The organism is Maridesulfovibrio zosterae DSM 11974 (assembly GCF_000425265.1).
In the GTDB taxonomy this organism is placed as follows: Bacteria; Desulfobacterota; Desulfovibrionia; order Desulfovibrionales; family Desulfovibrionaceae; genus Maridesulfovibrio; species Maridesulfovibrio zosterae.
Window position 1 is genome coordinate 35,177 of sequence record NZ_AUDC01000002.1, and the last position, 14,047, is coordinate 49,223.

Consider the following 14,047-nt stretch of genomic DNA (forward strand, 5'->3'; position numbering starts at 1 on the left):
GTTTTATGATATTTGTTCATTTTTTAAAAAAAAATTTAAATAAATTTCTAATACGATTTTTTGTGAAATTCGAGGAGTTTGTTGGACAAAAACTCACATATGTGCGAAGTTTTATCTACAGTTATGATTCAGAGTATATTTTCGGTGATTGTTTTTGGTTTTGAAAAAAAATTAGAAAAACTTTTATATACAAGTTGTTAGATGCTTTTATAGACGTATGAGCCAAGGGAAAGGAGATCTGGTTAGTGATAAATGTCGTAGTTGTAGATGATTCTGCTTTTATGCGTAAAGCCATCAGTACGATGCTGGAAAAAGATCCCGGTATTAAGGTGGTGGCTACTGCGCGCGACGGCGAGGAAGGATTAAGGGTTATCAGGAAGCATAATCCTGATGTCGTAACTCTTGATATTGAAATGCCGAAGATGGACGGATTGACCGCATTACGGCATATAATGATGGAAATGCCGCGACCTGTCCTGATGGTAAGTTCTTTGACAACTGAAGGAGCAGAATCAACGCTTAAGGCCATGGACCTTGGGGCAGTAGACTTTATTCCTAAGCAGCTGTCTAAAGTTTCTCTGGATATAGTAAAAATTGAGCGAGACCTTATTTCCAAGGTTAAAACTATTGCTAACCGCAAGATGCGTCCTGTTCCTAGAGTGAGGCCTTCGGCATCAGCCGCTCGTCGTCAGGCTGTATCTTTAAGAACTCCTCGTGGACGTGCAAAGCGTGATATTGTGGTTATAGGCGTATCGACCGGCGGACCTCCTGCTGTTCAGAAGATTTTATCTTCGCTTCCTAAAGATTTTCCTGCTGGAATTGTTATTGCTCAGCATATGCCTAAGGCTTTTACCGGACCGTTTGCTAACAGGCTGAATGGTGTAAGTCAGCTAAATGTTAAAGAGGCAGAGACAGGTGACAGATTGTTGCCTGGACATGTATTTATTGCTCCAGGTGGATCGCATCTGATTCTTGATCAAAAGGTAAGCAGAATTGATCTTATCGTGACACCGAACCCTAAAGAAGCCCTTTATAAACCTTCAGCAAATGTTTTAGTTTCGTCTGTGGCCGATGCTGTTGGCCGTCGTGCTTTAGGAGTCATCTTGACTGGAATGGGCAATGATGGGCGTGATGGCATCAGGGAACTTAAAAGTAAGGGAGGAAGGGCTATCGCTCAGAGTGATTCTTCCTGTGTCGTTTATGGAATGCCTAAGGCTATCGTAGATGACGGACTTGCTGATGAAATTGTAGATATTGATGATATGGCTAATGCCATCATAAATAATCTCTACCTGTAGACGAAAATTTGAAATTATCTTGCAGCGTAAAACAGTGGGGAACTGGCGATGACGGATTGTTCCAAAGTTCTTGAAGAACTTAAAAGTGATGACAATGAGATTGTCCGCGAGGCTGCCTTTCAAGCCGGAGAGCTTGGTTGTGCTGATGCTGTACCGTTACTGGCTGACTTGCTCAAATCCAATCATTTAGGATTGCAGGAGGCAGCTGATCACGCATTACGCAGCATCGGCGGTAAAAGTGTGGTACAAGCTGTTGTGCCGTTGTTGCGCTCTGACGATGCTCCTGCACGAAATCTTTCTATGGATATTTTGCGTGAAGTAGGAGCTCAGGATTTTCCTTCACTGGTTGATCTGGTGCATGATGATGACGCTGATATCCGTATTTTTGCGACAGACATTTTAGGTTCTACGGACAGTTTTATGGCTGTTGAGCCTTTATGTGATGCTTTACTTAAAGATCCTGAAGTAAATGTTCGTTATCAGGCTGCTGTCAGTCTTGGGGATCTTGCAAATCCTGCCGCAGCCCGGTGCTTGAACAAGGCTATGCTTGATGATGAATGGGTTCAGTATGCAGTCATTGAAGCTCTTGCAAAGATTAAGCACTCCAGCTCAGTAGACGCGTTGGTTAAGGCTTTGAATTCCAGTTCTGATCTTGTTGCATCAATGATTGTGGACGCTTTGGGAGAGGTCGGAAATATTAAAGCCGTTACTATGCTTTTGCGCCATCTTGATAAATCTCCGACTGCTTTGCGCAATAAAATAGTCAAGGCTATTGTTGGTATTCTTGGTGGAAAGTCTCTCAAACTCCTTTCTGCTTCAGAGCGAGAAAAACTTAGAGAGTATATGCTTATTGCTCTTAAGGATGAAGACCATGAGGTGCAGGACGCAGCTATTACCGGCCTAAGTTTTGTCGGTGGTGAAAAGGCAACTGCAGAGGTTCTTAATATTGCCTGTGAGCTTGACCATGACCGTGACAGAGACCGTCTCGCTAATATTATAGAGGATATGTCCAATTTAAGCTTTAATTCTTCAATGGTTGATGCTCTTAACTGCGGCAATATGAAGAAGGCATCATTGGCCGTTCAGCTTTTATCCCATCTTGAAGGCGAAGATGTTTCTGATGCACTTATGAATGCATTTGAAGGTGGAGATCGCAATATAAAACGTGAAATCCTTGAGGCTTTGCTTGAAATTGCTGGAGATGAGGCTAAAGAATTTTTCGAGAATATTCTTAAGAATGAACAAGACGGATCCATGCTTAAGTCTACTATCCATTTTCTTGGACTTAAGCTTAAAGATTTAAAAGCAATTGATGGTATATTTGCTTTGTTGGATCATCCCTATGATGATGTAAAAGAGGCTGCCCTTGATGCCTGTGTTGCTATTGGCGGTGACGAAATTAATCAGAGATTTGTCAATCTTTTTGAAAGTGATGAAGCAATAGATCGGCTTATGGCTGTTTTTGCAATGGGCAAACTAGATGCCCAGGCTAATATTGAGTACATAAGAATGGCCCTTGAAGATGAGTTGCCTGATGTTAGGAAAATTGCCCTTGAAGCCCTCCATGACTGCGGTTCGCACGCCGAGAGTTTACCTTTAGTTATTTCCAGACTTCATGATGAAAATCGTGATGTGCGGTTAACCGTTGTGGAGCTGTTGGGCAGTTGTTATAAAGATGAAGTTATTCCTTATATTATTCAGGCTCTTCAGGATGATGATGACTGGGTGCAGATTCGTGCTGCGGAGGCTCTTGGCGAACATCGTGAAGAAAGTGCGCTTCCACAATTAATAACAATGCTGGATTCTCCTAATAAGCTTGTAGCAATCAAAGTGGTTGAAGTTCTAGGTACTATTGGCGGAACCATGGCTTTTCAGGCTTTGCTTGAAGCTTCCAATGGTGATGCTAACCCGGAACTGGTACAAGCTGCCGAAGAGGCTATTTTAAGAATCCAGGAAGAGCAAGGAGAAGGGGATTAGATGTCTTCTCTGTTTTCAAAAACTATATCACTGCGCAAAGAGTTAAAAATATCTGAGCTGGAATTTACCCAGTTAAGAGATTTTATCTATGATCAAGCCGGTATTTTTATTGCTGGAAACCGTAAGTACCTGCTTGAAAACCGTCTTTCTAACCGTCTGAAGGAACTTAACCTGAAGAATTTTGGCGAATACTACTATTATTTACAGTATGACCCAGGTAAGAAGTCGGAACTGAATAAGCTCTTTGAGGTTATAACAACAAATGAAACAAGTTTTTACCGCAACCCTCCTCAGCTTAAGGTTTTTCAAACCAAAGTACTTCCGGAAGTGCTGAACGAACTGCGTAAAAAAAGAAGAAAACGTTTACGCATATGGTCAGCAGGATGTTCTACTGGTGAAGAGCCATATACTCTTGCCATGATTATTCATGATGTGCTTGGCGCAGAGCTTTCCAGCTGGGATATTAAAATTACTGCTAACGACCTTTCTGAAAGAGTTCTGACGTCTGCACGACGTGCTGTATACAGCGAGTATTCACTTAGAACGACTCCTAAGGAAATTGTTAGAAAGTACTTTGAGCAGGATGGTAAGCAGTATAAAGTTAAGCCTGCGATCAAGAAGCTTGTCAGCTTTGGACAGATCAACCTGAGTGACCGAATGCAGGTGAAAAGGGTTGAGCGCTCTGAAATAGTTTTTTGCAGGAACGTTATCATTTATTTTGATGAGGCAATGAAGAAAAAAGTTATCAATGCCTATTATGATAATCTAGTCCCGGGTGGATTTCTGATTATTGGACACTCAGAATCACTGCATAATATTACCAGAGCTTTTAAGCCTGTGCACCATCCCGGAGCTATTATTTACCAGAAGCTGGAATAATGCAGTCTGCAAAATAAAATTTTAAATATGCGGACTGACATGGTAAATATTAAAGATAGTGATATGTTAAGTGAAAATAATTCTCGAGCTAAGGTTTATGCTATTGCTAATCAGAAAGGAGGGGTAGGCAAGACTACTACAGCACTTACATTGGGAGAGGCTCTTTCCAGACTTTCAAAAAAAGTTTTGGTTATTGATCTCGATCCACATGCAAATGCATCGGTGCATATGTCATATTACCCAGAAAACTTAACTGAGACAGCACATGATTTGTTCTTTGAAAATACAGATTTTAAGACAATCTGGATGAAAATTGTTCTGAAACGTGAAGATGTCGGATTTGATTTTGTTCCGGCCAGTATCAGACTTTCTGAGCTTGAGGTTGATTTTAAGGACAGGAAGAATAAGGGGATGGTCCTTTCCAAGGCTTTAGAAGAGGTTAAAGCTCATTATGATTATATAATCATAGACTGTCCGCCTCATGTGGGAGTTTTGCTTGTTAATGCCATAGTAGCATCTGATATAGTTTTGATTCCCATACAGACAGATTTTTTAGCTCTTTATGGTATTCGGTTGTTATTCGATACAATAAAGATTTTAAATAAAGTTTTGCCTGAACCTGTTAAATTCAGAGCCTTGCCCACCATGTATGACGGAAGGGCAGGAGCTTGTCGGAAGATTTTGAATCTTATCAGGAGAAAGCTCGGAGAAAAAGTTTTTAGTACCATAGTACATATGGATACGAAATTTAGAGAGGCTTGCGCCAGTGGAAGGATTATTTTTGATGTAGATCCTAATACAAGAGGCGCATTAGAATACATGCAGCTTGCAAGAGAGATTATCAGAAATGAAAACGCCTGAAGAATATTTCGTTGAGAATGTTAACCTTCCCAGTGAGGAAAAACAGGCAAGCGGTTATACTGATGCCGAAGCAGCTTTTATGGATAAATACATGGGTATTGGAGGTAAATCTTCCTTTGATAATATTCAGCGTGTTGATCCGAGAAGTGATGTTGCTTTGCCTGGTTTCGGTTCAGCTCCTCAAGATTACTCTGGCGAAGGCAGCTCTGCTGATTTTGAAGAAAAGCTTAGAGATGAAGATGAAGTTCAACTTGTGAGTTTTGTTGTTGGAGATAGGGAATACGGTTTACCTATTATGGTGATACAGGAAGTCGTTAGAAAAGTACCTGTTACTTTGCTTCCCGCAGCTCCAAGGTATATGCAGGGCATTATTAATCTTAGAGGTAGGGTTACCCCTGTACTCGATTTGCGGCACTTGCTGCATGATGGTAAGGGAGTCTCAGATAAGTTTGTAGTAGTTTGCAAGCATAAAGGACTCCAGATAGGATTAGCTATTAGTGCAGTCAGAACAATGTATCGTGCTGAAAAAAAAGAGCTGGTCTGGGGAGTTGAATCTGAGATCGGTGTAGCCTCTGATTTCCTGCTCGGCCTGTACAAATACGGGGAAAAATTAGTCAGCATTCTCTCCGTTGATAGACTGGTTGAACAAATTTTAAAGAGTGAAGGAGAGGGAAATGCCTAAACATATTCTTATTGTGGACGATTCAAAGACTGTAAGGAACCTCGTTGCCTTCATTATGAAAAAAGAGGGATTCAAGGTTACTACTGCCGAAGACGGTCTTGACGGACTTGAGAAATTGTATAGCCTTGAAAAAGTAGACTTGATTATTTCAGATGTTAACATGCCAAGGATGGACGGATTTACTTATATTAAGACCGTTCGCGAGCAGGATGCATATAAAGATATTCCTATCATTGTCCTTTCAACTGAAGGTCAGGAAAAAGATATTCAGACTGGGTTAAGTCTAGGTGCAAACCTTTATATGGTTAAACCTGCACAGCCTGAAAAAATGGTCAAGAATATTAAAATGCTTCTGGGGTAATGTATTGATTGCTTGTGCCTGTCCGGGCTATTAAGTAAATTATCGGATGCTGTGATTGATCGCAGAGGAACTTTTAATACAGGGGTCTCTAGATGAGCCAGGATTTCATGGATCCTGAAATTTTTGCAGATTTTATTATCGAAGCCAAAGAGCATCTCGAAACGATTGAACCAAATCTTCTTGAATTGGAAAACAATCCCGAGAATCTCGACCTTCTTAATGAAATTTTCAGACCGATGCATTCGCTTAAAGGTGCTTCGGGATTTCTGGGACTTAATATAATTAATGGTCTTGCGCATAGAGCTGAGAACATTCTGGATGAACTCCGCAAAGGCGAGATTGGTGTTACATCAGAGATAATGGATGTGATCCTTGCTGCCACGGACCTACTGCGGCAGTTGATCGATAATCTTGATGAGCTTGGCAATGAAGGTGTCGTAGATACTTCTATAACAATTCAGCGAATTGATGCTATTATGGCTGGGGAGACTCCTCCTACGTTTGTTCCTGATGCAGTGGAAGAAGAGTCCGAAGATGACGAGCCTGAGTTACTTCTGGAACCGGAAGTTGAACCGGTTGCAGAGTATGAAGAAACCGAAAATGAATTGCTGGAGGTTGAAATGGTGCAGGACTCTAACACAACCGAATCAGCTGGTCGTAAGCAATCATTTCAGTTTGTCGCTATAGTCAACGAAAGTGTTGAACCCTACAAGCTGACAACTGTGGGGGAAGGGCATCTTGCTGATTTTCTAGAGGAAGCTCATGAGATTATTGAAAATTTAACCAATGGTCTACTTGAACTCGAGCAGGATCCGGATGGTAATGATGATCTTATCAATGATATTTTCAGATATTTCCATAACCTGAAAGGTAACAGTGGAATTATCGGTTTTCGTGAATTGAATTCTCTTACCCATGAAGCAGAAACACTGCTCAATAAAGTTCGCAAAGGCGAAGCAGCAGCTACGCGTACCATGATTGATCTGCTTCTGGCTGTCGTTGACGGTATAGAGGCGTTAATTGCTCACGTTACTCCATCTACCGGAGAAGTTCAGCCTCTCGATATTGATCAACTGGTTAATCCTTTACAGGAAGCTGTTGAAAAGGGTGAGGTCGTAGCTCTTGATAATAATGATATCGAAGATGATTTAACTGAAGATGAGTCCGGTATTGAAGTCGAAGATGAGTCTCAAGATGATTCTTCAGATGGAATGGATCCGGAAGATATTTCCATTTTTCAGCAGACTGTAAATCAGCAGATTGATAATATTGATCTGGCTCTGAAAACTCTTGCAGAGGATTCAAGCCAGAAAGATTACATTGATGCGTTATTCAGGAGTCTTGTTTCTATCCAGAACTCTGGTGGATACATGGGATTTGATGACCTGCGTGAATATGCTGAGCGTACTGCCGGACTTGTTGATCAGGCTCGCAATTCTGATATGGATTTCGGTCTGATGCTGGATTTATTGCGTCAGGAATGTGGCATTATTTCAGAGATGATTGCTGCTGCTGTAGCCGAACTTGAAGATGGTAGTACTGAAAGCTCTGAGCCTGAAGCTGCTTCAAGTCCGAAAGTAGAATCTGCACCAGAGGCCAAGTCAGCGCCGAAACCTGAGCCTAAGCCAGCACCGAAACCTGAGCCTAAGCCAGCACCGAAACCTGAGCCTAAGTCAGCGCCGAAACCTGAGCCTAAGCCAGCACCGAAACCTGAGCCTAAGCCAGCACCGAAACCTGAGCCTAAAAAAGAAGTTCCGGCACCTAAAAAAGCTCCTGAGCCAGCAGCCAAGGCTGCAGCTAAAACGGCAGCAGCTCCACCTGCAGCAAAGACATCAAAGCCTAAGGCTATGTCTACGATCAGAGTTGATCATCAGAAACTTGACCACCTGATGAACCTTATTGGTGAGCTAATTATCAGCCGGGGACGTTATACCATGCTGGCTCGTGGGCTTGAAGATGGGCAGTCTGATGTACAGGATGTTGCTCAGCAATTAACTGAAACAACATATGCTCTGTCTAGAATTTCTGATGACCTTCAGGATACGATCATGAAGGTGAGAATGGTTGCTGTTCAGACAGTATTTTCGAGATTTCCAAGATTGGTTCGTGACCTTAGTCGTAAAAGTGGAAAGAGAGTTGAACTGATTACTGAAGGCGAAGAGACTGAACTTGATAAGAGTGTTGTCGAGGAAATTGGCGATCCTCTGGTTCATTTGATCAGAAACTCTGTCGACCATGGGCTAGAACCGGAAGAAGAACGCATTGCTAATGGTAAGCCTCCACAGGGGCATGTATGGCTACGGGCCTATCATAAAGGGAACTCTGTTGCTATTGAGGTCGAAGATGACGGTCGCGGAATTGATCCTGAAAAGATGCGTACTGTCGCAGTCAAAAAAGGTGTTATTTCTGCTGATGAAGCTAGAAATCTTGACGATCGTGAAGCTATTGAATTAATTTTTGCACCGGGGTTTTCTTCAGCTGAAAAAGTAACTGACATTTCAGGTCGCGGTGTAGGTATGGATGTTGTGCGTAACAATATCAAAGATTTGAAAGGTAGTGTTCAAATCTCATCTGAAGTTGGCAAAGGGTCTAAATTTACTTTGACCTTGCCGCTTACCTTGGCAATTATTGATGCGCTGATGGTTCAGATTAATGGTGCTAACTATGCTATTCCTCTGGATGCTGTTTCTGAGACGACTAAAATTGAAGCAGAAAGGCTGACTGAGGTTAACAACCGTAAAGCCGTTACTTTGCGTGGAGAAGTTCTCGGTATTGCTGAGTTGGCAGAGTTGCTTGACCAACCTGTAAGTGATCCAGACCGTGAAGTTCTTCCTGTTGTTATCGTGCATGATAATGAGCGTAGACTCGGACTCGTTGTTGACAGGCTTCTGGAGCGTCAGGAGATAGTTATCAAACCTCTTGGTAATTACCTGAATGCTTTTGACCTTAGGGGCGTATCTGGAGCAACTATCATGGGTGATGGTAGTGTTGTATTAATTCTAGATCCACATGAGATATACAGTATGGCTACTGTCAAAGGATCTATGTAGGGTTAGTACTAGTACCTTTATTTCATAAAAAAAGAACACCCCTCTGGAGAAAGTCTTCCTCAGAGGGGTGTTCTTTTTTAGCAGTAATAAAGTCTAGTTATAATGGCATGGTCAAAAAAAGGTTCATTGCACCAGCCATAAGAGTTGCATGCGCTGCAATCATCAAAAAAGGAGCTAATCCTAATCCTATTTTGTGACGTATAGGAGTTTCACTCTTACAGGTTACAATCCAGATGGCACAGCATAGGATGACAAGGCCAAGTGATGTTCCTAGAGCTGAAGCCGTTGTGATATTTTGATATAGAATCTGAGTATTTGATCCTGTCAGGTAATAAATAACACCCACAACAGCTAAAAGCTGAGCAAAAGTAGGAATCAAAGCCCACTTGGCAATAACCGGGAGAGAAAATTTATAGTAATCACGCCCAAAATCATCTTTATTGCGACGCAGGACGAGATAAAGTCCACCTGCTGTTGCTGCAAATGAAATTGCCATAATGAGGTATATTCCAGATAGACATAATCCTGCATTTCCAGGCACATTATAAAAGTGGGTATAAAATGGGACTTGCGGTATTGACGGCGAAGTGGTCTTGGTTTGCAAAGTAAAGAATTTTTGCATTATCACGGTTGCTACATGTATTGAAGAAATTCCTCCCAAAGAACCGATTAATCCCAGCAGGACATGGAGCGGTTTATTTTTTTTGAGTTTTTTCCATGAAAGTTTGTACGGGATCAGGCCAAGCAGAGCGACACCTAAAGTGATGTAAAACATCATCACAGGTGAGTGTGGATTCATGAACCAATCTTTTAACCATGGCATTTTGCCAATAAAGAATGTTGCAATTCCAGCAAGACAAAATATAAAGATAAAATAAAGGATAAGGGACAATGCTGTAATTTGCTGAGCAAGTTTGTCATAAAATATTTTCTTGCGGGTCTTAGCAGTAATTTCGAGAATTAGAGCCAGAATAGGAGATCCTATTGCTGCAAGAGTTGTAAAATCAACAATAGCTTTGGGGAGCATCTGCCCCGTGTACTGGACTGCGAGCCGCATTGGCTCCATGGGAATGTTCATAGTTATCTTTCCTTAAAAATAGTGTCATCGTACAGATAATATTTGTTCTGCAAAAAGCAAGGTGCAAAGATCATTTAAGACCTTGCTCCGTTCTGGTTTTAGCAGAAAATATTTATATGGGCTTTAAACTTAGGATTCATAATCTGTTCTTAAAATTAAATTATAAAATTTAAAGAACTTTCTGCTTGATATGAATAAGGAATATTCATTTCTTTTGTATGCACTTTTGCCTTAATTTTGGTCTGGAAGCAAGTGGACTACGGTAATCATTCTGTAAAAGGTTTGATCTGCTTGCCAAATGGTTCCAAGTGTCCTACTTTAAAGCCGTTGAAACTTGAACCAAATTCATCATTTACAGTAAACAAATGCGTTTCGCTGAAATTATTATAATGAGTTCCATAAGTCATTCGGAGACATGTTTGATGAAGTATTTTCGTATCCTTCCAGTAGTCATTCTGGTTTTCTCTATTTGTGGTTGTTTTGCCAGCAAGCAGCCTGAGCAGCCTGCGTGGGGCGGAAGTGAAGAGTGGCGGCTTAAAAGCCTTGAAGAGAGTTTTCTCAATTTCAAGGAAGGGATGCACGAACAAAAAGATCAGATGGAGCGCAATCATAATGATACAACTGCGCAGATTGGAAAGCTTCAAGATCGTATGACTGAACTTGATAAGACTCTTGCTGAATTAAAAGAGAATCAGCAGAAAATGCTGGCTATGAAATCGGAAGAGGAAATTACTCCTGTTGAAGTTATTACAGAAGAAGCAGTTGTTATGGGCGGTGCTGCAAGCAGTGAGGAAAAACCATGGATGAATGTTCCTGGTGAAAATTCTACGATTGCAACTAAGAGAGTAGCTTCTGAAGATTCGAAAATGAAATCCCCTCTTAGCGGCGATACGCTTTATCAGGAAGGAGTTCATTTGGTTTTAAACGACAAACCGCTTGAAGCTAGAAATCTGCTGACTCAATATCTTACAGATAATTCTTCATCTAAACTAGCTCCTAATGCACTTTACTGGATAGGTGAGACATATTATTCTGAAAAAAACTTTGCTCAGTCCATATTAAAATTTAAAGAGGTCAGCAGACGTTTTCCAAAAGCTGGTAAGGTTCCTGATTCAATGCTTAAAATAGGCCTTGCTTATGACAAACTAGGTGACCGCGAAAATGCAGTTTTTTATCTGCGTACACTTATCGATGAATACCCTAAGTCTGACCCTGCTAAAATTGGCAGAAGCAGATTACTCGAAATTGAGGGATAATCATTACATGGTGGGCGAAATTTGAATTCACTCAAGGAAGAATATTTTGCATGTCTGGCCCTGCGGCATACACCTGGTCTCGGCCCTAAATCATGGTCTCGGATTCTTAAGCAATATAATAGTGCATATGCGGCCTTAAAAGATTCTTCCAATTGGGTCCAGAGAGGGCTGTCCTCTGATGCCTGTGCGGATAATGCCGCTAAAGAACTCTGGCGTGCAGAGTCTGAAAAAGAGTATAAAGAAGCCATGCGGCTTGGTTTTGGCATTCTTCCATGGACTCACCCTCTCTTTCCTGTATCTTTAAAAGAAATTCCGGATCCTCCAACATATCTTTATTATTATGGTGATCCTGCCTTGTTAGGTAATCCTTCTGTAGGTATTGTCGGATCACGCAAGAGCAGCAGGCTCGGTCTTGACTACGCTCGCAGAATTTCTGGCGAGCTTTCAAGAAATGGGGTGACAGTTGTTTCAGGGTTTGCAAGGGGAATTGACGGATGTGCTCATAAAGAGGCATTAAAGGGTATTGGATCGACAATTGCGGTTCTAGGCACAGGGTTGGATATTGAGAATTACCCTGCTGACAGTGAAGATTTGCGAACAGAAATGATTGGAAGGGGACTTGTTGTTTCAGAGTTCTCTCCTGGGACCAGGCCTTATGCTGGAAATTTTCCATTTCGCAACCGTATAATCAGCGGACTTAGTGTCGGGGTGCTGGTTGTTGAGGCCGACATTGCCAGTGGAAGTCTTATAACTGCTCGCCTTGCAGCTGAACAAGGACGAGAAGTTATGGCTCTTCCCGGCCCCATTGGTGAAAAAAACTTTTCAGGTTGCCTAAAACTGATTAAAGAGGGAGCAGCTTTAGTTGAAACAGCCGAAGATGTTTTAATGAATATCAGGCATTCGCTTAGTGCTGATAATGATATGAATTATGAAGCTAAAACTGTATGCCCATTAAGGTCGAAAGTAATGGTTAACACAGTAAAGCTCAGTTCTGAAAATAATAGCTCTGCCGCTTCTCTACCTGCTAAAGCCATAGTAGATATTTCAACATTGAAGTCTCCTGAGTCAGAGATTGCAAGCGTTTTGAACTCCGGTGGCAAGCTTCATATTGATGAGATTGCCAGAAGTGCCGGGGTAGATGTTTCTCTTGCTGGTTCAGCAATACTCGGTATGGAAATAAAGGGAATTGTTGTGCGCTTTCCCGGCATGTATTATGATCTCAATCGTTGCTGAGTTTAAGTTACTATTTTTGATTTTCATTAGGAGATATTCGACTGATGCAGAAAATTCCAGTTAAACTTGCAAAACCGGGTATGAAGCTAGACAAACCAGTCACTCGTGAGAATGGAATGGTTGTTCTGGCTGAAGGTTTGGAACTGACTGAAGGTATTATCAGTAAATTGGAATCAATGAATGTTGAGCGCATTGTTGTCAAAGGTACGCCTTTGGATTTGGGTGACAATGGCAATTCTTCGTGGGCGCAAAAAGCTGAGCGTCTTGATTTTCTTTTTCGTCGATACTCCAAAGATAAATGGATGTTCCGTGTGAAAGGTTTCTTTCGCGAGTATTTCAATTTGAAGGCTGCAGCGCAAAAAGCTGAAGAAGAAGCTGCAAGACTTGCAGAAGAGCAGGCCGCCGCAGAAGCCGCTGAAGCTGCAGAAGCAGCTGCCGCCGCAGAAGCCTCTGAAAACGGTGAGGTGTAATTGTGTCCGATCAGGATTTAAAAACCAGTGTTAAAGGACAGATTCTTTCCACCTCGGATCTGCCTACTTTGCCAACGGTGCTTGATGAAGTAACCAAACTTGTTGATGATCCTAACTCTTCGACAGAGCAGGTAGCAAAAGTAATTTCTCAGGATCAGGTTCTTTCTGCCAAGGTTCTGAAAATGGTTAATTCTCCTATTTATGGTTTTCCGGGTAGAATTACTACTATTCAGCATGCTTTGGTATTGCTCGGTCTAAATGTTATCCGGGGTATTATTATTTCTACCTCAGTCTTTGATATGATTCAGAAAGCCATGTCTGGACTATGGGAACACAGTCTTGGTTGTGCTTTGGCAAGTGGTGCTATCGCCAAGGCTGCTGGATTTGATGATCCTGAAGAATTTACTGTAGCCGGTCTTCTGCATGATCTTGGAAAGGTCGTTACCGCAGTTCAGCTTCCAGAACTTAATGAAGCCGTCCGTATGACAGTAAAGGAAAAAAATGTTTGCTATTATGATGCAGAGCGTATGATTCTTGGCTTTGGTCATGATCGTATTAATTCATGGCTTGCACGACATTGGCATCTTCCTCCAAATGTTCGCGAAGCAATGACATACCACCATCATCCCGATAGAGCACAATTTTATCAGCAGACTGCTGCGGTTGTGCATGTTGGTGATTTTTTAGTTCGTCTCTTCGAGTATGGTAACGGTGGAGATGATCAGATTTCATATTTTAAACCTGCGGCAATGAAAATTCTGAAACTCAAGATGAAAGATCTTGAACCTGTTATGGATGAGCTGTCAGATCAGTTCATGGAAATTTCAGATCTTACTTTCTAATAGATGTTTCCTATAGTCAGCTTTGTATTAGAAGCTTTTACAATGCAGTGAATCTTTGAC

At 41.6% G+C, this 14,047-nt stretch carries 12 protein-coding genes; 11 read left to right on the forward strand and 1 reads right to left on the reverse strand.

Features of this window, described 5'->3' with window-relative positions:
• The first annotated feature begins 245 nt into the window (after window positions 1-245).
• From H589_RS0100470 to H589_RS0100500, 7 genes are all read left to right on the forward strand, one after another.
• Window positions 246-1,298, forward strand: coding sequence for a protein-glutamate methylesterase/protein-glutamine glutaminase (locus tag H589_RS0100470; protein ID WP_027720206.1), 1,053 nt, complete (start codon window positions 246-248; stop codon window positions 1,296-1,298).
• A 48-nt stretch (window positions 1,299-1,346) separates the two neighbouring features.
• A complete protein-coding gene (locus H589_RS0100475) occupies window positions 1,347-3,275 on the forward strand; it encodes a HEAT repeat domain-containing protein (RefSeq protein ID WP_027720207.1) in 1,929 nt (642 codons plus the stop codon).
• Window positions 3,276-4,154 carry a CheR family methyltransferase gene (locus H589_RS0100480; RefSeq protein ID WP_027720208.1) on the forward strand — a complete coding sequence of 293 codons (879 nt, stop codon included), beginning with the start codon at window positions 3,276-3,278 and terminating at the stop codon, window positions 4,152-4,154.
• A gap of 39 nt (window positions 4,155-4,193) precedes the next feature.
• Entirely contained in the window at window positions 4,194-5,015 is an 822-nt protein-coding gene (locus tag H589_RS0100485) for a ParA family protein (RefSeq protein WP_245576999.1), read from the forward strand.
• On the forward strand, window positions 5,002-5,697 hold the full coding sequence (locus H589_RS0100490; RefSeq protein ID WP_027720210.1) for a chemotaxis protein CheW: 696 nt from the start codon (window positions 5,002-5,004) through the stop codon (window positions 5,695-5,697). The genes H589_RS0100485 and H589_RS0100490 overlap by 14 nt, the downstream gene beginning before the upstream one ends.
• Window positions 5,690-6,058, forward strand: coding sequence for a response regulator (locus H589_RS0100495; RefSeq protein WP_027720211.1), 369 nt, complete (start codon window positions 5,690-5,692; stop codon window positions 6,056-6,058). The genes H589_RS0100490 and H589_RS0100495 overlap by 8 nt, the downstream gene beginning before the upstream one ends.
• Window positions 6,059-6,150: 92 nt before the next feature.
• The gene (locus H589_RS0100500; protein ID WP_027720212.1) at window positions 6,151-9,108 is read left to right on the forward strand and encodes a chemotaxis protein CheA; all 2,958 of its coding nucleotides are present in this window, start codon (window positions 6,151-6,153) and stop codon (window positions 9,106-9,108) included.
• Window positions 9,109-9,205: 97 nt separating this feature from the next.
• Here H589_RS0100500 and H589_RS0100505 read toward each other — a convergent pair whose 3' ends face one another.
• Window positions 9,206-10,186 (reverse strand): hypothetical protein, encoded by a 981-nt coding sequence (locus H589_RS0100505; protein ID WP_027720213.1) that lies wholly within the window; start codon window positions 10,184-10,186, stop codon window positions 9,206-9,208.
• Between the two features lie 422 nt (window positions 10,187-10,608).
• Between H589_RS0100505 and ybgF the strand changes: the two genes are divergently transcribed.
• The 4 genes from ybgF to H589_RS0100530 are packed head-to-tail and all read left to right on the forward strand — an operon-like array spanning window position 10,609 to window position 13,987.
• Window positions 10,609-11,442, forward strand: a complete 834-nt coding sequence (gene ybgF / locus H589_RS0100515) for a tol-pal system protein YbgF (protein WP_027720214.1) — start codon at window positions 10,609-10,611, stop codon at window positions 11,440-11,442.
• A gap of 21 nt (window positions 11,443-11,463) precedes the next feature.
• Window positions 11,464-12,675, forward strand: a complete 1,212-nt coding sequence (dprA, locus tag H589_RS0100520; protein WP_027720215.1) for a DNA-processing protein DprA — start codon at window positions 11,464-11,466, stop codon at window positions 12,673-12,675.
• Between the two features lie 44 nt (window positions 12,676-12,719).
• On the forward strand, window positions 12,720-13,145 hold the full coding sequence (locus tag H589_RS0100525) for a hypothetical protein (protein WP_027720216.1): 426 nt from the start codon (window positions 12,720-12,722) through the stop codon (window positions 13,143-13,145).
• A 2-nt stretch (window positions 13,146-13,147) separates the two neighbouring features.
• On the forward strand, window positions 13,148-13,987 hold the full coding sequence (locus tag H589_RS0100530) for an HDOD domain-containing protein (protein WP_027720217.1): 840 nt from the start codon (window positions 13,148-13,150) through the stop codon (window positions 13,985-13,987).
• Window positions 13,988-14,047: the final 60 nt, after the last annotated feature.